Source organism: Paenibacillus sp. J31R120 (assembly GCF_056269225.1).
Window position 1 is genome coordinate 120,353 of the sequence record NZ_JBWDNN010000007.1, and the last position, 22,954, is coordinate 143,306.

At 47.2% G+C, this 22,954-nt stretch carries 18 protein-coding genes; 8 read left to right on the plus strand and 10 right to left on the minus strand.

Features of this window, described 5'->3' with window-relative positions; translation table 11 throughout:
* Positions 1 to 12: 12 nt before the first annotated feature.
* The 3 genes from AC0YNW_RS22410 to AC0YNW_RS22420 form a co-directional block, all read right to left on the minus strand.
* On the minus strand, positions 13 to 2,325 hold the full coding sequence (locus AC0YNW_RS22410) for a glycoside hydrolase family 3 C-terminal domain-containing protein (protein WP_475833928.1): 2,313 nt from the start codon (positions 2,323 to 2,325) through the stop codon (positions 13 to 15).
* 70 nt (positions 2,326 to 2,395) lie between these two features.
* Positions 2,396 to 5,158, minus strand: a complete 2,763-nt coding sequence (locus AC0YNW_RS22415) for a glycoside hydrolase family 3 N-terminal domain-containing protein (RefSeq protein WP_475833841.1) — start codon at positions 5,156 to 5,158, stop codon at positions 2,396 to 2,398.
* A 139-nt stretch (positions 5,159 to 5,297) separates the two neighbouring features.
* On the minus strand, positions 5,298 to 7,580 hold the full coding sequence (locus tag AC0YNW_RS22420; RefSeq protein WP_475833842.1) for a helix-turn-helix transcriptional regulator: 2,283 nt from the start codon (positions 7,578 to 7,580) through the stop codon (positions 5,298 to 5,300).
* Positions 7,581 to 7,987: 407 nt separating this feature from the next.
* Here AC0YNW_RS22420 and AC0YNW_RS22425 point away from each other — a divergent pair, with 407 nt between their 5' ends.
* The 6 genes from AC0YNW_RS22425 to AC0YNW_RS22450 all read left to right on the plus strand — a co-directional run bounded on the left by AC0YNW_RS22425 (position 7,988) and on the right by AC0YNW_RS22450 (position 14,637).
* Positions 7,988 to 8,764, plus strand: coding sequence for an ABC transporter ATP-binding protein (locus AC0YNW_RS22425; protein WP_475833843.1), 777 nt, complete (start codon positions 7,988 to 7,990; stop codon positions 8,762 to 8,764).
* 44 nt (positions 8,765 to 8,808) lie between these two features.
* Positions 8,809 to 9,855 carry a FecCD family ABC transporter permease gene (locus AC0YNW_RS22430; RefSeq protein ID WP_475833929.1) on the plus strand — a complete coding sequence of 349 codons (1,047 nt, stop codon included), beginning with the start codon at positions 8,809 to 8,811 and terminating at the stop codon, positions 9,853 to 9,855.
* Entirely contained in the window at positions 9,852 to 10,898 is a 1,047-nt protein-coding gene (locus AC0YNW_RS22435; protein WP_475833844.1) for a FecCD family ABC transporter permease, read from the plus strand. Before AC0YNW_RS22430 ends, AC0YNW_RS22435 begins: the two co-directional genes overlap by 4 nt.
* Positions 10,899 to 10,929: 31 nt before the next feature.
* Positions 10,930 to 12,522 carry a helix-turn-helix domain-containing protein gene (locus tag AC0YNW_RS22440; RefSeq protein ID WP_475833845.1) on the plus strand — a complete coding sequence of 531 codons (1,593 nt, stop codon included), beginning with the start codon at positions 10,930 to 10,932 and terminating at the stop codon, positions 12,520 to 12,522.
* 109 nt (positions 12,523 to 12,631) lie between these two features.
* Positions 12,632 to 13,567, plus strand: coding sequence for an ABC transporter substrate-binding protein (locus AC0YNW_RS22445; RefSeq protein ID WP_475833846.1), 936 nt, complete (start codon positions 12,632 to 12,634; stop codon positions 13,565 to 13,567).
* Entirely contained in the window at positions 13,564 to 14,637 is a 1,074-nt protein-coding gene (locus AC0YNW_RS22450; RefSeq protein ID WP_475833847.1) for a serine hydrolase domain-containing protein, read from the plus strand. Before AC0YNW_RS22445 ends, AC0YNW_RS22450 begins: the two co-directional genes overlap by 4 nt.
* A gap of 116 nt (positions 14,638 to 14,753) precedes the next feature.
* On the opposite strand, the gene AC0YNW_RS22455 is transcribed toward AC0YNW_RS22450, so the two are convergent.
* The 3 genes from AC0YNW_RS22455 to AC0YNW_RS22465 all read right to left on the minus strand — a co-directional run bounded on the left by AC0YNW_RS22455 (position 14,754) and on the right by AC0YNW_RS22465 (position 17,051).
* Entirely contained in the window at positions 14,754 to 15,398 is a 645-nt protein-coding gene (locus AC0YNW_RS22455; protein ID WP_475833848.1) for a hypothetical protein, read from the minus strand.
* 158 nt (positions 15,399 to 15,556) lie between these two features.
* Positions 15,557 to 16,312 (minus strand): hypothetical protein, encoded by a 756-nt coding sequence (locus AC0YNW_RS22460; RefSeq protein ID WP_475833849.1) that lies wholly within the window; start codon positions 16,310 to 16,312, stop codon positions 15,557 to 15,559.
* 349 nt (positions 16,313 to 16,661) lie between these two features.
* Positions 16,662 to 17,051, minus strand: coding sequence for a class I SAM-dependent methyltransferase (locus AC0YNW_RS22465; protein WP_475833850.1), 390 nt, complete (start codon positions 17,049 to 17,051; stop codon positions 16,662 to 16,664).
* A 266-nt stretch (positions 17,052 to 17,317) separates the two neighbouring features.
* On the opposite strand from AC0YNW_RS22465, the gene AC0YNW_RS22470 reads away from it, so the two are divergent.
* Together AC0YNW_RS22470 and AC0YNW_RS22475 are read left to right on the plus strand one after the other, a co-directional pair.
* On the plus strand, positions 17,318 to 17,551 hold the full coding sequence (locus tag AC0YNW_RS22470; protein ID WP_475833851.1) for a hypothetical protein: 234 nt from the start codon (positions 17,318 to 17,320) through the stop codon (positions 17,549 to 17,551).
* An 11-nt stretch (positions 17,552 to 17,562) separates the two neighbouring features.
* On the plus strand, positions 17,563 to 18,111 hold the full coding sequence (locus AC0YNW_RS22475; protein ID WP_475833852.1) for a histidine kinase dimerization/phospho-acceptor domain-containing protein: 549 nt from the start codon (positions 17,563 to 17,565) through the stop codon (positions 18,109 to 18,111).
* Between the two features lie 246 nt (positions 18,112 to 18,357).
* On the opposite strand, the gene AC0YNW_RS22480 is transcribed toward AC0YNW_RS22475, so the two are convergent.
* The 4 genes from AC0YNW_RS22480 to AC0YNW_RS22495 form a co-directional block, all read right to left on the minus strand.
* Complete coding sequence (locus AC0YNW_RS22480; RefSeq protein WP_475833853.1) at positions 18,358 to 19,149, minus strand: hypothetical protein; 792 nt, start codon at positions 19,147 to 19,149, stop codon at positions 18,358 to 18,360.
* A 267-nt stretch (positions 19,150 to 19,416) separates the two neighbouring features.
* Complete coding sequence (locus tag AC0YNW_RS22485; RefSeq protein ID WP_475833854.1) at positions 19,417 to 20,049, minus strand: hypothetical protein; 633 nt, start codon at positions 20,047 to 20,049, stop codon at positions 19,417 to 19,419.
* A gap of 257 nt (positions 20,050 to 20,306) precedes the next feature.
* A complete protein-coding gene (locus AC0YNW_RS22490; protein WP_475833855.1) occupies positions 20,307 to 22,181 on the minus strand; it encodes an ABC transporter permease in 1,875 nt (624 codons plus the stop codon).
* Positions 22,156 to 22,926: an ABC transporter ATP-binding protein gene (locus tag AC0YNW_RS22495; RefSeq protein ID WP_475833856.1), complete on the minus strand. Its 771-nt coding sequence runs from the start codon at positions 22,924 to 22,926 to the stop codon at positions 22,156 to 22,158. Before AC0YNW_RS22495 ends, AC0YNW_RS22490 begins: the two co-directional genes overlap by 26 nt.
* Positions 22,927 to 22,954 lie beyond the last annotated feature (28 nt).

The window sequence follows — 22,954 nt, forward strand, 5'->3', positions numbered from 1 at the left end:
CTTTCTTATAGTTTATCGATTAATCCATTTCAGCACTTTCAAAATTTGTTTGCGGCTGATCTTCCCGCCGGTGAAACGGTCGATTTGGCGGAAAGGCATATTCATGACGAAGAAGACGTTATTGGCTAGCAGCGGTTTATTGACCGCGTGGAAGAACCGATTGACGAGACGGACAACCCCATAGATCGCCTTCCCTAGCCAATTCTTATATCGGGCTTGTGCAATGGTATCGTTAAGCCCAAGATCCCGCTTCGGGTCCCAATAAGGCGAAGGAGGTTGATAACCTAGCAAGCGGTAATATTCCGCTTCTGTCACCTTATGGACTTCGCCGTTGAAATAGTTCGGGAACTGCTCCTTCGTGTGCTCGCACGGAACGGAGTCACCCTCCATCGTCACCCTCTTCTCCAGATGAATGGACTGGATCGAGCTTCCGATCTGGATGCGGTACGCGCCGGGCTCTACAACCCAATCGCAGATCGCGGGATGATAGTACGCGAAATCCCGTTCTTCCAGCGCTATTGTTACGTGCTTGCTTTCACCCGGCTTCAAGAATACCTTATCGAACCCTTTCAGTTCTCGCTTCGCTCTAAATATCGCAGAGTCGAGCTTCTCGATATACAGCTGCGCCACCTCTTCGCCCGCGACCGCTCCCGTATTGGTGATCGTAAAGGACACTTTCATCCCATCTACGACTAAATCGCTATATGCAAAGGTCGTATAGGATAACCCGTGCCCAAACGGGAACAGTACAGACTGCCCGACCGTATCGAAATAACGGTATCCGATGAAGATCCCCTCAACATGCTCCGCCGTTGCTTCTTGGCCCGGATAATAAGGAGCAGACGATACGTCGCTATAGCGGATCGGGAAAGTCTCGCTGAGCTTGCCGCTTGGATTATATTCGCCTGTCAGAACGCTGGTTAACGCCTCGGCGCTGCCTTGTCCGGACAGATACGTATGGACGATGGCTTTCGCATCCTGAACGAACGGCATTTCGATCGCGCCGCCGCCTGATAGAACAACAACAATATTGGCGTTTACCTTCGTCAGGTCGAGAAGCAAGTCCAACTGGTTCTCGCGCAGGCCCAGATGCTCGCGGTCAACGCCTTCCGCTTCGCTGCTCTCGTCCAGCCCCAGAAACAGAAGCACAATGTCCGCTTGCTTTGCCAGCGCAACGGCTTCTCTTGCCAATGGAGCACTGCTTCCGCCCATTCGCTTGAAGCCCTGCGCATACCCGATTACCGGCAAGCCAGATCGGCTTAGCGTATCCCAGGCGTTGGACAGCTTGGCGGGATTGATCAGCGAACTGCCGGCGCCTTGATAACGAGGAGTCTTGGCGAAATCGCCGATGACCGCCACCTTCTTATCTGGCGAGAGCGGCAAAATGCCGTCGTCATTTTTCAGTAACACGATAGAACGCTTAGCCGCTTCCACCGCTTTGGCATGATGCTCCTCATAGTCAACGATTGGCGCAGCCTGCTGATCCTGCCGTGTCGTGAACACCAGCTCCAGCACTCGATCGACGGCTTCATCCAGCACCTTTTCATCCAACTCACGGCTTCGGACAGCTTGCACAATCTCTCGATCCGTTATGCCATTGGTCGAGGGCATCTCCAGCTGATTGCCAGCCTTAAGGCCCGCTACACGGTCATTATTGCCGCCCCAGTCGGTGACGACCACGCCGTCGAAGCCCCATTCACCGTACAAAATATTTTGCAGCAAATAGGTATTTTCGTTCGCGAATGTGCCATTCACCTTATTGTAAGAGCTCATTATCGTCTTCGGCTGACTCTTCTCCACCACTCGTCTGAAGCCTTCCAGATACAACTCTCTAAGCGAGCGCTCATCGACAACCTCATCAATGGTCATCCGCATATGCTCTTGGCTGTTGACCGCAAAGTGCTTGGGGCAAGCGGCAATGCCGTTCGACTGAATCCCCTTGACCATCTCACTCGCGAGCTCGCCCGTCAGGTAAGGGTCCTCGGAGAAATATTCAAAGTTGCGGCCGCATAACGGGTTGCGCTTAATGTTCAGCCCCGGTCCCAGCAGCACGCTTACCTTCTCGCTGGCCGCTTCCCCGCCGATCGTCCGCCCCACTTCGTAGATCAGCTCTCTGTCCCAGCTATTGGCGAGCGTGGCCGCTGTCGGGAAGCAGGTGGCAGGAAGGCTCTTATTAAGACCTAAGTGATCCGCCTTGCCGCCTTGCTTCCTTAAGCCATGAGGGCCATCCGTCAGCATGATCCCCGGAATGTCCAAACGTTCGATTGCTTTCGTATTCCAAAAGTTAGCGCCCGACATGAGAGACGCCTTTTCTTCCAATGTCATTCGTCCGATTAATGCTTTATGCTTCAATTCTTATCACCCCGTACCCTTATGCTCTCTTGATTCCATTATGCTACTTTTCGAAGAGGTACGTCTGCAGAATCGTGTACAACACATGATGGACACTGGTGCGAACACCGTGCGCGATACCCGACGGGTCCTTTTTGTACGCATCTTCCAACCGCTTCTCGTTCTTCGTCGACGACATCACATCCAGCATCAAGTCATTGCCCGCGACTACCGCATCCGGCGCTTTCATGAAGCCGAAGACCGCATCGCTGGATACGAACCCTTCGAAGCCCCATTCCTTACGAAGCACATCGTTCAGCAAGACAGAGTTCGCTCCTGCCCACTTCATCCCGATAATCGAGAAGCTGGACATCGCGCCGAGTGGGTTGCTTTCCTTAACCGTAATCTCGAACGGCTTCAAATAAATCTCGCGAATTGCCTGCTCATTCGCCCAGATCAGGTTGCCCGAGCGTGCATTTGTTTCTTGATCGTTAAGCGCAAAGTGTTTCATAAAGGCAATAATCCCTTGGTCTTGAGCCCCGTTAATCATCGCTGCCGCTATCTTGCCAGAGAGCAGCGGATCTTCAGAGAAATATTCAAAGTTACGGCCGCCTTGCGCCGTGCGGTGAATGTTCATTCCCGGTGCATACCAGCCTTGAATGCCGTACGCGCGCGCTTCCTTGCCGATGGCCTCGCCCATTTGATACGCCAGATCCTTATTCCAGGTTGACGCAATGACGATTTCGGACGGATATGACGCTGCCGTAATCGGCTTGAAGAAGTAGCTGAAGCCGGCAGGTCCGTCCATTAATAGTGTTTTCGGAACGCCCAGACGGTCTACAGCCATCGTGCGATAGGCGCCATTGGCCACAAACTCGAACATTTCGTTCAAGGTGAACTGATCCAGGAAAGCATCCCACTTCGGATCGTCAAAGGCCAGCCCTTTCAAGTCCGCCAGCATTAAGCCATTATCCGCGCCGAACATCGGCATCTCCAGCTCCGAAGGCTCGGGCTTCTTCGAGAACGCGTCCAGCACATATTGCGGCGCTTCAAGGCTGATATTCTCATCAGAAGGATATGTGCCCGCCCAGTCATGGCGTGACAGGTAAGTCAGTTCTCCTTTGGCCAGATCAAAACGATTCTCGTAAGCGGTTCCCGTGTCCTTATCTTCTTCGAACACGATTTTGTTCCCCAGCTCAAGATCATAGCTTGCCACGATATCATGGACATTGCGCGCCACTTTAATCGTATACGTGCCCGGGTCCAAGACGTAAGCTTCCGCTTCGTTCATATCATAAGATGCCATCTCCTCCGCAGCGAAGGAAAGCGTGAGCACCTCGGATTGACCCGGATCAAGGAGCGACGTCTTCGCGAACGCGCCAAGCTCGATGGCCGATTTCTCAATGCCGCCCGGAATATAAGGCGCCGAATAATACACTTGAACGACATCCTTGCCTGCTGTGTCACCCGTGTTCTTCACTTCAACCTGAAGCTCGATCATCTCTTCCGTCAGCTTCTGATCAAGCACCGTCCACTCGAAGTCGGTGTAGCTTAAGCCGTAGCCGTAAGGGTACAGTACCGTCTTCTGATAACCCGCTTCGTCACCTGCATAATACGTTTCATAGAAACGATAGCCGACATAAATGCCCTCTTGGTAATTCAGGAACGAATATTTCAAATTCGTGTAGCCGTAGTCCCCAAAGTTCTCGCTGGCCGGTGCCGTGGAGTTGTCGTACACATACGTATCCGTAAGACGGCCCGATGGATTGATATTGCCCGCCAAAATATGGCCTAACGCATTAGCACCATATGGACCCGGCGTCCCGATCCACAGCACGGACTTGATCGATTCGAACTCCTCGACGAATCCAAGCTCAAGCGCATTGCCCGCGTTAATCACAATGGTGACGTTCTTGAAGCTTTGCGCCACCTTCTCGACCAAAGCGCGTTTGTTGGCAGTCAATTGCAATTGCTCCACTGTCGCGTCGCTTGCTTCCACGCTTTCGCTGGCAATGACGATGACCGCATTGTCTGAATACGCTTTGGCTCGCTCAATAGCCTCTTGCGTTAAATATTCAATGCTCGGCTCGTCGCTTGAATTCGCTCCCATCAAGCCCTTGACGACCTGCATAATGCCGGTGCTGCCTGACGAGCCGCCATGCTTCTGGGCTACCCCTTCATACAACTCGTATAGCTCCGTATTGTACGAAATACCGGCATTCTGGAGACCTTCGAACAAATTGACTGCGCGCGAAGTGTCTCCCCCGCCCGAGCCGCCTCCTCCATAACGCAGATCCATCGCTGCAAGTCCAAACACGTTCACCTTCTTATCCTGCAATGGCAGATGATCATCTTCGTTCTTCAGCAGGACAATGCCTTCATTCGCGATTTCTTCAGCGACCTTCCCCCCATGCTCACGAGCTGCGATCGCTTCCGGGGTATCCGTTACAGCCGTAATATGCTTCGCACTCAAGGCGTCCGCGATGTTGGATACGGTAGGCCCGAACTGCGCCACCAACAAGATAATCACGGCCGCAACAATCGACCAGCCTGCCAGACGGCGTGGTCTGTTTTTCACTTTTCGATAGCGCTTCGCTTCTCTCTTCATGGCTCTGCGCTCTTTGCGGCTCACAGACTGCATCAGTTGTTTTCTTTGCAGCTTCTGCTCTAGCCGCCATGCTTTATCCTTCTCGATAGCAGCTTGGCGCTCCGCTTCCGGCAATGCGGCGATCTCTTGTTTGCGCATCCGAAGCTTGGTTTTATCCGCCTTCACTTGCTGCACCAATTGCTTCTTCTCTGCTCGTTTATTTTTCATATAATCCAACATAGCGACACCCTCCAGCTTATGACTTGATGATCCCTTCAAGTTTATAACAGCGCTTTCATTTTATCTTTGGGGATCTTGCCATAAAAAAAGCTAAATATTGCGATCATCGGAAGCTGACCGCTTCCATCGAAAGCAATATTTAGCACTCATCGTTGGACTTCTCTAAGTCTATCATCATAATTCCGAATAACGGAATCTCTAGCTCAATGGTGTAATTCCCCTTCAGATACAGCATTTCCACACTTCTCGAAGGCCGATTGACGCCATTCCAATAAGCGATATCGTCGAAGGACAATTTTTTGCATTTTCGCAAATCGGAGAGGCTCTTGCGCTCATCGGACTGTACAGGCGTTAATTGTTGCTTCACCATTCGATATGACCCTTCCAAGGGAGCCAGCGCAAGCTTAACCGAAAGGTATGGACTTTTCACCTTATGCCAGGTCGATTCCAGCGCTTCTTTGTTGATGTGCTTCAAATAAATCAGCATCTCTTGCTCGGGGTAAATCGTGATGATGCGGTAATCCTCCTGCCGCTTCGTCACGATACAGGCCTCATTGCGAAACACGACTTCGTCATACAATCGGTTAACGAATTCGGTCGCATACCAGCTGTCCCTGTATCGGCCGTCCGGATAGCATAGCGACAGCTTGCCCGCCAGCTCTTCCGGAAAATATTCGAACAGCTTCGCCGTATCGAGCGACAACGGAGGATAGTAGTGTCCCGCGCCAACATCCGAATTCATAAAGTTGATGTAATGCCATATACTCGCGTTGGCCTGCACCAAATCCGAATAAGCCGACAAATCATCATCCTGCTCATACACCAGCATCTGGTCTAAGATCTGATGTTGAATCTTGCGATTCCCCTGCTCGGCAATCATACGAAGATAAGCAGTGTCGAGCAGATGCTCCATCGCGGCCTCACGCGAAATCTTGCGCATACATGTCAGATCATCGATGCAATAAATAGCGTCTGACAAGTCATTATCGAGTGGCACTGCATCGGCGGGAGCCATAGGAAAGTGGATCACGATATATCTACAGGCGCTGAATATCGCGATCGCATCCGCTAGCGGGCGGCATAGCTCCCCGCTATGCTCGAATTCGTAGAAGCAGCGGAACTCGTAGATCCAGTCCGGGCTTGTCCCATAATTTTGCCGCAGATGATGCCAGAGCTCAGCGAACATCGTCTGAAACCATGGCTCGTTAGAGAGCCCCTTCTCCCGCCAATCCTCGTAATCGATGGAATGGAACTGCATATACGGGACCATGCCTGCGGACACAATCTGCAACAGCATGCGATCCAGCTCTTTAAAGTTATAAATGGGCTTGCCGTCACGAATCTCAATATCCACCTTCTGCAGCACACGGGAGACGGCAACCCACTTCACGCCGAGACGCTGACGCACCTCGAGCAATTGGCCCTCTGCCAGCCCATCCTTCACTTTAAGCACATGATTCGCCTTCGCGTACTTGCCGATCGTCCGCCGAACATCCAGCTGCACGTCAATCCGATCCGGCGACAACGGCGATGCGGGAGCGAATTCCCCTAGAGGAACATAAGGCGATAACAGCGCGAACGCATCCTGAGACATTACGGACTCTGAGCGATGATGCTCGCTCTCCTTCTGGCGTTCTGCTCGATATTCTGCCGGAGTCAGCTTGAACCTCTCTTTGAACGCTTCGTTGAATGATCGCACATTGGGAAAACCGTTCAGTAAAGCAATCGTAACCATCTTCTCAATCGTTTGCTCCACCATGCGGGAGCTGTGAAACAGCCGAACTTCCTTGATGTAGTTCCCGATGGAGATGCCCAGATGCTTTTTGAAAGAGTGCGCCAAATAATACTTGCTTATATAGAATCGCTCGGCTATCTCGTCCAGGCTGAGCTTCTCGGCATAATGGGCATTGATATACGATACGATCTCCATGATCTTGTCGGAAGCCGCATGCGGCTGCTCTTGTTCATGTGCGGGCTGGAGATATCGGTGCAACAGCCCGATCAGCCGGTTGACGTACCCTTCGATCATGTAGCTGGACCCATTCGACGGATAGGCTGTCTCGATATACAAAGAAGCGATACATTGCTTCATGAACTCGTAACCTTCTTTTTTGTATACCAGGGATAGCGGCATGTTGAGCTTGAATGCCGGCAGCTCCTCTTGATACGCATTCGTTAGCAGCTGAACCTTAAGCGTCGCATTGCCCTCGCTGCCTTTGACGCGAACCATATCGCCTTTATTGAGCACGAAGATATCGCCAGTTCGAATGAGGATATCCGCCCTGCCCCGCATAATCTCCAAGTAACCGGAGAGCACAAACCATACATTCAGCTCAGTCATAAGCAAAAAATCAGCCTGCTGAATCGTCTCGATCGCAGCCTTCACGGTGCGGAGCGACCCTTGTTGTTCTATTTGAGGCACTTGCCATCACCCCGTAACTTATTCATTTTTACCATTCAAGGCCATACGGCCCTGGTTATCCATTGCGCCTATTATAACCTATACGTTCAGAGGCGGCCCTAAAAATTACCGCTAACGGATGTCGTTTTGGAAAACAATAAAATCTTGTTTCCGTTAGGCTCTCAGGGTCTTTTTTAACGAGCTCCTCTTCAGCAACAACACGTTGAATATCCAGCGGGGGAAGCTCTGAAATTACGGCTGCCATTGACAGCCGCCCCGTCGTTACGCCCAGGTTCAGCAAATTTCGTTTGTGAACACAGCAGCCATGATTACTGGATTGACATTTCCAGTCCGTCATTCTAGTATAATACTGCCAATTGATAATGATTTTCACTAGCAATGAAGAAGCATGGAGAGGGGATACAGTAATGATACGGGCAGATGGCATCACGGTCAGCTATGGCAAACGAAATATTGTGGAGCAGCTAAGTCTCGATATTTCAAAAGGAAAAATAACAACCATTATTGGCCCTAATGGTTGCGGCAAATCGACTTTGCTGAAATCCGTATCCAGAATGATCAATATTCAGCGGGGCAGCATTCATTTGGATGGGAAATTGCTGCATGACATGGATACAAGAGAAATTGCGAGACAGATGGCTGTGCTGCCGCAGACAGCCGAGGCTCCCAGCGGATTAACTGTATTCGAGCTCATTTCCTATGGACGATTCCCGCATCATAAAGGCTTCTCCTCGTTAACGAGACAAGATTTCGAGGCCATCTATTGGTCGATTAGCGTAGCTGGGTTAGAAGAGCTTAAAGATGCTCAGTTGAATGAATTGTCCGGCGGACAACGGCAGCGGGTGTGGATTGCTATGGCCCTGGCACAAGGAACCGATTTGCTCGTGCTCGACGAACCAACGACCTATCTGGACATGGCACACCAGTTAGAAATATTAGTTTTGCTGCAACGATTGAATGAGGAACAGGGCAGAACCATTGTCATGGTCCTTCACGATCTCAATCATGCGGCCCGCTTTTCGCACTATATGGTAGCAATGAAGCACGGAGAAGTGATCACGCACGGACCTCCTGAAGCCGTCATGACGAAGGAGAATTTAAAGCAGCTATTCCAAATTGACGCCAGCATTTCGGCCTGTCCCTTTAGCGGAAAGCCTATTTGTCAGGCCTACCAGCTATGTTAACGGATGAACGTGCAGACCGGGACGGAGTGAAAACGAAAATGTCGATGAACCAACCTTTTACCTTATCAGAAGAGAAATTTCGGGAGCTAAAGACCGCTACCTATCCCGTGCGTGCGATAGGTATACTAGTCCTTGGCTTGATGGGCCTGCTCCTTGCCATGATGCTATCGATATCCAATGGCGCGGTAAGCATGGATTATTCTACGATATGGAATGCTGTCTTTCATTTTGATTTCAATCTTACAACCCATCATATTATTCAAGAAATACGAATTCCACGTGTGCTCGGAGCGGTGCTGGTAGGGGCATGCTTTGCTGTGTCCGGGGCCTTAATGCAAGGAATGACTCGCAACCCGCTGGCCGATTCCGGCTTACTCGGCATTAATGCAGGCTCGGGCTTTGTCATGGCCTTGTGCTTCGCCCTTTTGCCCAGTGTTTCTTATAGCGGCTTAATCTTGTTTTCCTTCCTCGGTGCAGGGCTTGGCGTGCTGCTGGTGTACGGGCTAAGCTCTTTTGCCATTGGCGGATTAACCCCTATGCGCCTAGTACTGGCCGGCGCTGCTGTCAGCGCACTGCTCGGCGCACTTAGCGAAGGCATTGCGCTCCACTTCAAAATCGGACAAAACCTTGCATTTTGGTATGCGGGCGGCGTCTCTTCAGCAAAATGGGTGCATATTACCACTATGCTTCCTTGGGTATTACTAGCTCTGCTCATTGCCCATATCCTTTCCAAGCAAATTACCATTCTTAGCTTGGGGCCTGAGGTCGCTTTAGCACTGGGGCAAAAATCAACTCGCGTCAAGGCGTGGGCAATGCTTGTTATTTTAGTATTAGCGGGCTCCGCTGTATCTATTGTCGGGGCAGTAGGCTTTGTCGGTCTTATCGCGCCGCATATTGCCAGATGGCTGGTCGGCCATGATTATAAGTGGATCATACCGTGCTCGATGGTTCTGGGCAGCCTGTTAGTTGTGCTTGCCGATCTCGGAGCAAGAGTGATCCATCCACCGTATGAAACACCAATAGGCGCACTAATCGCTTTAATTGGCGTTCCTTTCTTTCTCTATTTGGCAAAGAAGGGCAGGAAAGCATGATGAAGCAAACTATAAACACCCTCCTGCCGCCGAGTCTGCAAAAGAAGAAGAAGAAAGATCTTCGTATAATGTTTGGCTTGGCCCTACTTATTGTCCTCACTTTTTTGATCAGTTTGAATGTGGGCTATAGCAAATTAACGCCTATCGAAGTGTTCCACACGTTTATGGGCAATGGCACCGTGAATCAAAATCTGATTCTGTTCGATTTCCGCCTGCCGCGCATGGTTCTGTCGGTGCTCATTGGAGCCGGGCTTGCCATCTCTGGCTGCGTGCTGCAGGGCATTTCGCGAAATGATCTGGCCGATCCCGGCATTCTGGGTATTAATGCAGGAGCAGGCTTTGCCGTCGTATTATTTATTACCTTTATGCCTGCGACAGCGCAGACGTCCATCTTTGTTATTCCGTTTCTCGCCTTCATTGGCGCAATCGTGGCAGCTGCTCTTATCTACCTCTTTGCATTCACAAAACATGAAGGCGTCACACCAATCACCCTGGTTCTGACCGGGGTTGCGATGGCAACGGGAATAAGCGCAGCGATGATTGTCCTTACTCTTCGGCTAAGTCCCGAAAATTATCAATTTGTATCCAACTGGCTGACAGGAAGCATATGGGGCACCAACTGGAATTACGTATTGACACTACTGCCATGGATTATCCTGCTCATACCGTTTGTTTATCGCAAAAGCGAAGTGTTAAATGTGCTTCGCTTGGGAGATCAACTGGCTACAGGTCTTGGCGCCCACTTGGAACGGGAACGCAGAATATTGTTGATCGTTGCGGCTGGACTGGCCGGTGCAGTCGTATCCGTCGGCGGCGGAATCGGCTTTGTGGGATTGCTGGCCCCTCATCTGGCGAGGCAAATCGTCGGCTCCAACTATAGGGTCGCAATTCCCGTATCCGCCTTGCTTGGCGCACTGCTTGTCTTGTTTTCCGATATGCTTGGCCGCGGTCTGCTGCCGCCCTCTGAAATTCCAGTAGGCATTGTGGTGGCCGTCATTGGCGCGCCATACTTCCTCTATCTGCTCATGCGCACCAAAATGTAAAGCATACCAGGCTAGGAAAGGAGGGGTTAGGATGAGCGTTCATCATTTGGCACACTATCATTATCGCTTTCTCCATATTCGCTGCTATTATGCGCAAGCAAAGGCAAAGCCGACCTGCGCGATATCAGAGCATCATACATTGTTTTATGCCAACAATGACGATACAAGCTTGCTCATGAATGATGTGGAGTATGGCATGCGGAAGGGCTCAGTTTATATTTGCGCCCCCGGGCATTCGTATCAGTTGCACATGCGGCAGCAGGACAGTCGTGCTGTCTACGCCATTTCTTTTCAGGCGCTAACGGAGCAGCCCTCTTCGGCACAGCTGCCCGACAAGATTTATCTCCCTTTCAACCGAGTACACTTGGAAGCATGCGAGCAGTTATTCAAACTATCCAAAGAGCATACCCCCGCCTCAAAATTAGGCGAACAAGCACAGTTCTATACACTGCTGCAGCGCATAATGGAGCATGCCCGCTATGATGAGCGCGATCAATTGCTGCAATTGGATAACGTATGTCAGCACATGCAGCATTATTATGGTCAACCCATCCATATTGCGGATTTGGCCAAGATGATGGAGGTTAGCGAAAAATATTTTATGGAGCTGTTCCGCAAGAAATTTGGCATGACGGCCATCTCTTATTTGACACAGATTCGAATCGAACAGGCGAAGAAATGGCTGGCGCAGGGCGACACTACGCTCCGGGAAATTGCGCATGAGGTTGGATATCGGGATGAGTTTTATTTCAGTCGTAAATTCAAGCAGGAGATCGGCGTCGCACCGTCAAGCTTTATGCAAACAAGAAAGCGGAGGATTGCCGTATTGGATTGCTCCATCCTAGGCATCCTCGCACCGCTGCATTATATCCCGAGGGCCGCTCCTATTCACCCCACATGGAGAAGTTATTATTATAAATACTATGAGAGCTTCGTGGAGTGCCAGTTGCTGGTGGGAAGAAGTCCGTCTATTGTGGCCGAAAATATCACTACCTTGCTCACGCAGGGTCGCGAGTATGATCTGATTATCGGATTGAATGAGCAAACCGATGCTCATGCTCGTGAAGCCCTTCAAGCACTTGGTCCGCTAGTCCTTCTGGACTGGTCGGAGGAGACATGGAGACAGCAGCTTCATATTGTCGCGCACACTCTAGGTGCAGAGCTAGAAGCACATCGTTGGCTTAGCCACTACGATGACAAGGTTCAACAAGCCAAGCAGCTCTTTCTGCCTTATCAGCACGAGCGAATGGTGTTTTTGCTCATTGAGGACGATGGCTGCTACCTCTATCACGACCGCTCTATTCAAGAGGTTGTCTATGAGGAGCTTGGCTTCAAGCCGGCAGCAGCTTGGAGCATGGAGGGCATGGCAGAAGCAACTCTCATTCAGGCGGACACGTTATTGGAATGGAATGCGGACCATATCTTTGTGCTCATCTATGAGGATGATGAATCAATGGAGATGTGGAGAGAGCTGCAGCAGCATGACAGCTGGCTTGAATGCCGGGCTGTTCGACTCCAGCACGTTCATCTGCTCCAGCCCTTTCCATGGCGGGATTATGGAGCGCTGCCTCATCTCCTGATGATCGAAGAGCTTATGCGTTATTTTGCCGACAAATGTACATGAACCTAACCTACTATTCTACATGGACATTCGCCGTGTCGATCCCTATCATTGATAATGAGATTTATTATCAATTGGCATAGAGCTATCGATAAGAAGGGACGACGTCATAATGAAGAAGCTAGCTTTTCTAATATGCGTTTTGCTGCTGACTGTTGTATTGGGGGCGTGCGGCAAGGAGCAAGGTCAGGACAACGGCGATACCGTTGCGATTACTTACTTGGGCAACACTTACACCGTTCCAAAGGAGCCTCAGCGTATCCTGTTTCTTAACGCATTTGAATCCATGGAAGATGCGGTGACACTCGGCTATGAGCCGTTCGCCGCGACCGCCATTGGCGATGAAGAAGAGCCTTTCCCGGGATTTTTCAATAGTGTGATGAAGAATACGATACCTTTGCTGGATACAAGCGGAGAAAGCCTGGAATACATCCTGGAACTAAAGCCCGATGTTATTCTAAGCTCCGATATGGAGGACCCTGTCGTATTCAAGCAGTTGCAAAAAATTGCGCCCACGATTCCGACCTCTCACTTCGGCCCTGATTGGCAGAACAATCTGGAGCTGCTAGGTACACTAATTGGGAAATCGGATGAGGCTCAACAAATCATCCAAGCTTATACCAAGAAAAAGCAAGAGGCGATTGGCTATTTGAGTCAATATAAGGATAAAGAGGTGCTGGCCATTCGTGTTCGCGGCGGAGAGCTCATGATTTATCCGGAAACAACTTTCTTGAATGATGTGCTCTATGAGGAACTGGGTCTGACGATGCCAGCCATTATAACAAGCACTACCAAGCAAAGTGTCATTTCTCTGGAGCAACTGTACCATGTCAATCCGGAATATCTATTTATTCAATATGATGTGTATGAGAATGATATGGACGAGACGATATTGGAAGAGTTGCAAAAGAGCGAGGTCTGGAGAGGTCTTACAGCCGTTCAAAATAATCACGTGTTCGTCAATACGGTAGATCCGCTTGTTATGGGCGGTATCACCATCAATGGCCGTGAGCGAATTCTGGACGCTGCCATGAAGAACATAAAATGATGAAGCATCTAATAACAGATCGAACCCATTGGGAAGCAGAAATGAGCCGCTATTTGGAGAAATTGCAGCTTGAGGACGGATTTTCAGGAAATGTGCTAATTGCTGCTAGTGGCGAGACGCTGTTCCAAGGATACTACGGCAAAGCTAACTATGTAACGGGCGAAGAGCTTCGCTCCGAATCCATATTTGAAGTCGCCTCCGTATCCAAGCCGATGACCGCGCTTGCGGTTTTGCAACTATGCGAGCAAGGAGTACTCAGCTTACAGGACCCCGTTATGAAGTGGCTCCCGGGTTTCCCTTATGAGAATATGACGCTCCAGCATCTATTAAATCACACTTCGGGCATCCCGGACTATATGGAATGGTTCGATCAGTATTGGGACCACTCACGTATTGCCGTAAATGCGGATGTCTTACATATGCTGCGAATAGAAAAGCTTGCTCCTTACTTCGAACCCATGGAGGATTGCCGCTACAGTAATACGGGTTATGTCTGCTTGGCTGAGGTCATTGCCGCAGCAGCGGAAATGCCCTATGCCGAATATATGCAGAAGCATATCTTCCAGCCTGCCGGCATGACTTCAACTTTCATCATGAATCGTCGCTATTCGCCGAGGGAGCTCCATTCCTTTGCTTGGGGATACATGCGTGCAGAGCAACGCTATTTCCTCCCTGACAATGATCCGGCGTTTGCCTATGTGTATTACTTGGATGGCATTCAAGGTGATGGCATGGTACATACGACCATTGGAGATTTATTGGCCTTCGATCGCGCGCTTCATGCAGGACGGCTCCTGGGAGAACAATATGTGGCATCGATGGAAAATTCGTTCGTGCTGCTAAGTGGTGCGCAGACGACTTGCGGCTGCGGCTGGTTTTTGGATGATGACCCGCGTTATGGCAAGAAGACGATGCATGGCGGAGGCTGGCCCGGCTATCGGGCGGTATTATGCAGATATGTAGAGAAGGATGCCGTCATTATTATTTTGAGTAATGTAGAGGCTGTAGATGGAGAACAGCAACTTAGCTTAGGAGCAATAGTAACGGAGTTTGAGCGGCTGCTTTTCTAAAGTAGTATTGGTGTTTGTTCGAGGCTATTCATCCGTACGATCCCGAAAACGTTGGGTCAATGAAACAGCGACAGCTAGGACTTTAATTCTCGTCCAGGGCTGTCGCTGTTCAAATTTTAGGAGCGATTATTCTGCATGGACTGCTCGATCCATTCCTCAATCTGATGTTTAGGCAACAGAATGTTACCGCCAAAAGCATTATTCTTATGCAAACCCCAGTCTCCATATACGAGCATATGATACTGACTATCTATTCGTTTGACTAAGCCCCATACGCCGAGATCTCCCTGGGCGCCAGCACTAATAAATAGCCAATTCCGGTAATGGAATATATAAGGCTCCCCGAACATTTCAAAGTCCTCCAAGTACCCGCTGCTCCCATCTCGGACCGGAAAACATTGATTATAATCCTTAATCATCCCTACTTCTAATACTTTAACTCGTAACCACGCTTTAGTGTCATTTCGCTCAAGCACACGTTCGATGGAGCACTGTACAAAAGAAGCTCGCTCAATTTCTTCAGGATGTGAATCCCAACCGTTGTGGCTGGATAGTACCGGAGTGTACAGCATCCAAAAAGGTTCCCCTATCATCATATGAAATGGGTGAGCTACCTTCACCGTTCTAACTTGACCTTGCTCAGGCGGGTGATCCGACCGAATCCAACGGGATTCATCTAGCGGAGGAACCTCATTTTCGTAATCCGACCATTCCATAACATCATTTTCGAAGCCAACAATATCAAAGAACTTACTCTCCATCTTCACGCGCTCCGATATACTGCTGCATGTCCCGCACACCAAGGCGATTACCTCTTGCGCCATCTGTTCAGCTCCGTTTTATTTCTTGCCGAGGAAAAAATGACTATGCTTTTGAAACGCTGACTTCTGTAAGCTGTAATTCAATTGAATGGTCTTCCTTATACCCGAATATCAATAAAAGTAACTTCTGAACGTGACGGATCAGAAGAAGTGGCTTTACTTCCTTCCTCCTTGGTATCAGAAGTATTGTTACGGATTTCTTTATTTTCAGAAGTATCCCCTACCGTATTTATATGGGTTTCACTGCTCTCCTCAGTATCATTAATCTCTGAAACAAGTTCTTTAATTTTCTGATCCACAACGTTACGTTGGGCGTGTATGTCTTGCACCATTTCACGCTTCATTTTAAAAACAGTATCCTCAGCATTTTGGAGCATCATTGATTTGCCATTATCATTCGATAGGCTACTTTCCAAGAGTGTGCGGTCAAATCGAACTCCACCCTCTAAGGTTTTAATTTCACCATCCATCTTTGCTCGTAGCCCCACTGATTGAGTTAACTGGGAATAGGAAGTGCTCTTTTCGATAATAACAGCAAGTTGAGGGTCATGGTCCGGTTTTGAAGGGTTGGCCTTTGAATCAGATGAACTTTTTTCAGGAAGACTCTTCTTCATATTCTCCATCCTGATCTCAGAAATCCTAGCGTCAATTTGTTGAATGCTACTTGTTAGTGTCTTAACACGCTCCATTTTTAACTTGGAATCCATCTCAGTGTTGTTGTTTACTCTATTAATCTCATCCTGTATTTTTATCTTTTGTTTATTGAGTGCCTGCATTTCATTGTCCTTTACGGCTTTTGGATTTAATTTATTCAGTCCTTTATCCGTATTTGAAACAGCAGAGAAAGAAGTCATCGGAATACCTCCTAATTAAAGTGAGAATTGATCTGTTTATGTTTATATCGGAAGAAACCTATTATTTAGTTAGAGTCAACACCAATTATTACCAAAAGTTAGTTCACTTTATTCTACTTTCCAATTAACTAAACGACAACCTTATTTTTTTGTACACTTTATAATAAAGGCTGGGGGAACCAGAGATGCTTTCTTATGGGTGTACCACACAGCAGGATCTCCCGATTTAATCTCCTCTTGGATTACAACATCTTCAACGACCTTCTCCAGTTGAAAGCCCGCTTGAATTAGCTCGTTAATATACGTACTGATTTTCAGTTGATTCATAATAGCCGGACTATCCCATGGTTCACACTGCTGAACCTTCATCATGGTAAGATTTATGAATAACGATCTGTTCCCCATTCTGGCTAATGAGACTATGAAGCGGATGCTCCCAGCTAAATATAAATGTCCCACCAGGCTTCAAATAGCTATACAGATTCTGAAGAGTCTGCCCCAAATCAACTGTCCAACCAATCGCATAGATCGAATATACAATATCAAAATGCTCAATTGGTAAGCCAGGGTTCTTCTCCATCGGTCCTTGAAAAAGATTTACTTTTGTATGACTGTCTGAGAGCAGTGCCCGTGCGGTCTCGATTTGAATATCGGACAAGTCGATTCCCCATAGCTCTGAGGCTCCGTTCGAGGCCATGTATTTTAGAGAATGCCCACTGCCACAACCAACCTCCAACACCTTCTTACCTGATACATCGCCAAATAAGTTTAGTTCCTCTTCGGTGGGTAGAAATGGCCCATATACAGGAAGTGAAGATCTTCCAAAAAAGCGCGGCGCTGCATCATCCCAGCTTTTTTATTTGATAATATATACTCTTCTTGGTTAGATTCCAACATGCATGACTTCCTCCAATTCTAAAAGTTGTAACCACATATATTCTACTGAATATATGTATTATCCTTCCATAGACAGGTGGAACTTTTCTTAATGAAGAGCTTATTCGCTTGCATCTGGAACGCATGGGCTGGGACATCGCCGAGGCGGAATCCGGGAGGCAGGCGATTGTGAAGGTGCAAGGGCAGCCTGACAAAATTGATGTGTTTGCGCTGGTGGCCGACGATTACATGACCAAGACTTTTAGTCCAATTGAGCTGCTGGCACGAATACAAGCCAAGATCCGCCTGGAGTGGGTAGTGGAGAACGATGCGACACTCTATGGTTCTGCTGGCGAGATATGAAGCCGGGTTAAATGAACTCTTTCCTGCGTACGAATGAAGCTTTGCTAGCGTTCGTCTTGCCTCTGCTGGTAGCCATACTGCTGCCCTATCTTCTTTCCCTCTGCTTCTTCTCTTCGACCGACCGGCGCATTCACAAGCTGAACAACGGACTGAACCAAGTCGGAATTCGCAGTGACGTCATTGTTCTGGAGGACAAGTCTCGGGACAAGTTCAGCCAATTGACCCGTCACTACAATTTAATGGTCATGCACATCCAGAATCAGTCGGCTGAGATTGGGCAGTTTGAGAATCGGCGCAGGCTGCTGTTATCCAACTTGTCTCACGTTTTGCGAACGCCGTTAACCATAATTTTGGTCTATGCCGAGACGATCCGAACCGGACGAGGATATCGAGAAGATGGAAACCGCTCTTATCGAGCGCGCTTTGCGCAACTTGCTGGACAAAACTGTCCGTTACGTGCGGATGGGCATTATTTGGGGATTGGGCTGGTAGAGGAAGAATCGGAATTGATCATTACAATTAAAGTGTTGCTCCGGGGGGCGTGTGCGGCTGATGAATGAAACGGTGATGGAGACAGTTTTTGAGATTAGGCTGCCTAAGTATAATAGCTGTAATTTCAATTAGGTTAGATTGCTTCTGCTCAAACTTCTAAATATTGATACACAAATACTTAGACAAAGCTACCTTTTCAAACATCTGTATCCTCTAATAGCAGGAAAGGACATACAATTAAAATTGTACGTCCTTCCCTTTCTTATAGAGAGATTAAACTCTACAGAGTTGTTGTTTATTTAAAACGTCAACTCCTACTTTTCTACATAGCTATAGTACTCGACAATATCTGCAATGATTTGTTTTTGCTCACTTGTTAACGTGTAGTCGGTTGTCTTATTCGAGATATCTTCAAATCTGACTAGAACATCATCTGTGCTATTAACGATCAATTCAAGAAGGTTTTCAACATTTTTGTTAACACTAATATCAATGAGTTCCGTCATTCCGCTTCCTAGAAAATCAACGTTATTCATTTTATTCATAGCATTGAACTTGAGCTCTTCTAAATGCTCACCAGCTCTAACTTTTATTCCGGTGAAAACAAACAGGGCTTTTGAAGCATCTTCCTGATACCCTACACGCAATAGCATATATTTCTTGGAATCATTGATCCCAATGTACGGATAAAAAACTAAACCTTTTTTAACTCCGGACGAAGGAGAAATAAAGGTTATGTTTTCAACCTTATCTTCCTCAATCTTAAAACCGCTCTCCAGTTCAGTTTTGCGCGCCGTAATTGCAGCTTCAACTTCTGTTTTAAGTGCCGTGTACTCTTCTTTTTCTTCGCCTTTAATTGCTTTGTCAATAGCTTCAATTGCAGCTATGTATTTTTTTTCACCAAACAATCCTTTAGCTTCGGCGAATAGCTCCTCATGTTGTTTAGATGCACTGGATGTTGAGCCATTCTCAGAAGAAGGTTTGCTTCCCGTATCTGTAGAAGGATCTTTTAATAGTGATCCAATTATACTTATTACAATGATAACACCTACTGCAATAAGAAAATATTTAAAACAACCAAGTTTTTTCTTGCTTTGACCTTCCAAAACTGAGTCCCCCTTGTAAGTAATGTGAAATATTCACTATTCCCATAGTACCATCATCTCCCATTGACATCAATATATTGTCCTATTTTTCATAGAACAAGGAAAAAAGAACTAGCAAATAAGAAGGTCATTATACTTAAAGATGTCGTTTATTATAGTAAGGTTATCTCGAAAAACAAAAAAATTGTATCCTGTTGAGATGACATTGAAAATCAGGAAAATAAAGATATAACTGGTCTAAACCCTGAAATGCTCCATAACACTATACTAGTGCCTTTCCTTAGAGAATGAGTTACATGTAACAAGCTTGTATTTTTTGAAAATCCAAGCGTTTACCATATCATCTAACGCATTTTTGCTGATGCGAACAGATGGCTTTTGCTCTTGCAAAGTATCACCTGCAGGAACTGAAAAGCGAAGCAGCTTTGTCATCATCTTAATTCCATTGGCTATTTCATTGAAAAATGCGTACGTTAACGGCTGATGCTCCCGAATATCCTCATACATATAGTACTTCCCTTTTTCATCCTCCAGATCTATCTGATAACCTTTAGGCAATGAAAGCATGACACTCGGCAGCTCATCTTCCGCCCATTGTTCGTTATAAGGAAAGCTGACCCCTTCATTTCTTATGAAAAACCCAGAGCTTTCATTGCCGATCTTAAGGGAAATAGAGTAGACAAAGAAAGGGAAGTAGTCAGGCTTCTCCGGCATGGTAAAATATTGATAAAAAGTCTGGTAAGCCTCGTATACCTGACTTTGATCATGCTCTGTCCGGTCATGGTTCGTTCGACGAAATAGTACTTGTTTCTGCTTGAAAAGCTTCAACACACTTTGAAACTCATCTGGCGTAATGATGAATTTTAATTTATAGAATCCGCTATGCTTCAATGTAGTCATTTATCTCACCGCCATTTATAAACTTATGCCCCACGACCATAGTTTAACAAATATCCTGCTAAGTAGCCTGATGAAATTTCGCCGTCACTTATAATAAGACTCAACTTAACAAGTTGATCGGCGGCGAACAATAAGAAGGAGCTTGCCGCAGCGACAGCTCCTTGAACATCCAAGCGATTAACGAACGCAACACCAACGGCACCAGCAGATTCAACCGCCTACATTAGACTAAGCTCTTCTCTATAACCTGCACTTGATTAAGTCTCTTCTAATATACTTCTCAAATAGCGAGAACGAAGAAACAGAAAATAGATAGACAACGCTACAAAAAAGAAAATCATTATCATCGATGCGAAGCTGCCTATGGAGGTAGACATTCGTGTTTGTAGAGTTTGCAAGGCAAATACGGAATGTAGTGCTGCAATTAAAAATGGTATAAAGAAAAGGATCGCCATCTGTACCGTAATTACCTTCTTCACCTCGCGGATCGTCATACCTATTTTCCTCAGGTTACGGTACTTCCCTTTTTCCTCCTGAACATCAGTATAAAAGCGGAAGTAAATCATGCTTCCAGCTGCAATAAAAAACACGATGCTGATAAACGCCCCTACAAAGAGAATGAGCTTGTAAGTTAATTGATCCATCTGATACCAGTCCGGCGATGAACGATACCTGAACGCGTTCCAATCGGTTTCCATTTGGGCTCCAATTTTCTCAGCTGCTATCGATGCCTCCGTCCAATTCGGAACGGAATAACCATAATATACACCTTTGGTTATTGCAGAATCCTGTTTCTCAAAATCTGTATCATTTAATACATATAAATTTCTAAACGAACCTTCTGGAAATATGTTGTCTTGGACGGCACCGACATGCCGAAGTGTATCGCTTCCCAAGTGTACTGCATCCTCCTGGATGGTTATACGGGAATCCGCTTTGCTCGTCCAGATGGAAACCTCAATGGCTTCCCCAGATTTTAACTGCAAGGTATCTCGGTTCAACAACTCTGCAAGACGATTGTAACCTTGAGCGGATATGGCTCCGGTCTTCTGACTTGAACCACTGTCGAACTCCAGAAACGGTACGGAGACTGGCCTGTACGCAAGTCCTTCTTCATCTAAGGTAGAAGAAATGAGAGAAAGATGATGATCACGCTGAACGTCTGAGGAATAGGAGAAATAATTGAACGGAATGGGGTAGCTCTTCGCGTATTCCTCGTCAACCGTCTGATAAATGGCAAAAAAAGCTGCCATTGTCGAGAATGATACCGTGCAGGTAAGCGTGACAACAAACAATAATCGAGCGTTATCTTTCATACGATGAACCAAGTCTGAAATCCAAAGCAAGTTTATTTTGCTAAAAAATAATGTTGGAAGGGCTGCCAATCGCCTTAAGGTAAATACACTAAGCTGCGAATAGAACAGGTAGGTTCCCGCTGCAACCAGTATGGCGATTATGCCTAAGTCAAAAGGAATCGCTATTTTGAATACTACAATGATATAACCTGCCGCAATCAAGACTATTGCTACTATAGAGAGCCATATGGATGCTTTAGGCGGTTCTTTCGGTTTTTGGTTCCCTTGAAGGAGTGCGAGGATCTCCTTGGATCTCACTGCAAGCGGAGCGAGCTTTGAGATCAAGACGAATATAATTAGAAAACAGGTTATGGTAACAAGAATGGCTTTCACTGGCATGTAAAATTCAAGTTCTGGAATCTCTAGAATCATCGAAGCAAACATTAAAAAATATTTCGACAAAAAAAGTCCGGTGGTGATTCCCGTCCCCATTGCTGCAATTCCAATGATGATATTCTCCAATGAAATCAGTCGATTCAATTGCTTACGTGTAGCACCTAACATCGTCAGCAAACCAAATTCTCCTGATCGCGTCTTCAAAAAAGTTCCCACTGAGTATAGGATAAACAATAAAGAAAATATGGATATCGCAACTTCTCCTGCAGACAGAACAGAATGAACGGGTCCAGATGTGAAATTCTCTCCAATCATCGGATGAAACAGGTTCGCAGCAAATAGGAAGAAGACCAATATGGAAAAGGTGCTGCTAAGAAAATAAGCCAAATAGGCTTTATAATTTCTTTGCACATTTTTAAAGGCGAATTGTCGAAACGTCACGAGAATCGCCTCCCAGAAAGGACAACACATCCATAATGTTGTCATAAAAGTCGTTCTGATTTTCCCCGCGATAAATCTCGTTATATACAGAACCATCTCGAATGAAAATAATTCGGTCGCAATAACTTGCAGCTGTTGGATCGTGGGTAACCATTAACATCGTTGCTCCAAGTTCACGATTAATATTGCGAAACAACTCCATGACATCACGAGATGATTTGGTGTCCAGATTTCCCGTGGGTTCGTCCGCAAGCAGCAGCGCCGGTTCATGAATGATGGCTCTTGCAATGGCTGCGCGTTGGGCTTGCCCTCCAGATATTTCATAGGTACGCTTGTCGAGAATGTCAGTAATGCCTAGAATAGGAGCAATTGCGTTCAACCGTCCATTCATGTTCCTGACAGCTACTCCGTCCAGAGCGAGTGGCAGGAATATATTTTCCCGTACGGTCAACGTATGCAATAAATTGAAGTCCTGAAACACAAAACCTAGTTCGCGGCGTCGGAACACAGCCAATTGCTCCGATGGCAGTTGATGGGGTACTTTCCCATGGATGACAACCTCTCCAGTGGTGGGATGGTCAATGGTCGAAATGACATTCAACAGCGTTGTCTTTCCACTCCCCGATGGGCCCATCACTCCAACAAATTGACCTTTAGGCACGATAAAATCGATATGTCTTAACGCTTGGTAAGAGACCTTCCCATCGTATATTTTGGATACCTTACTGATCTCCAGCATATTCATGCATGTTTTCGCTCCTTTCTTCTCTTAC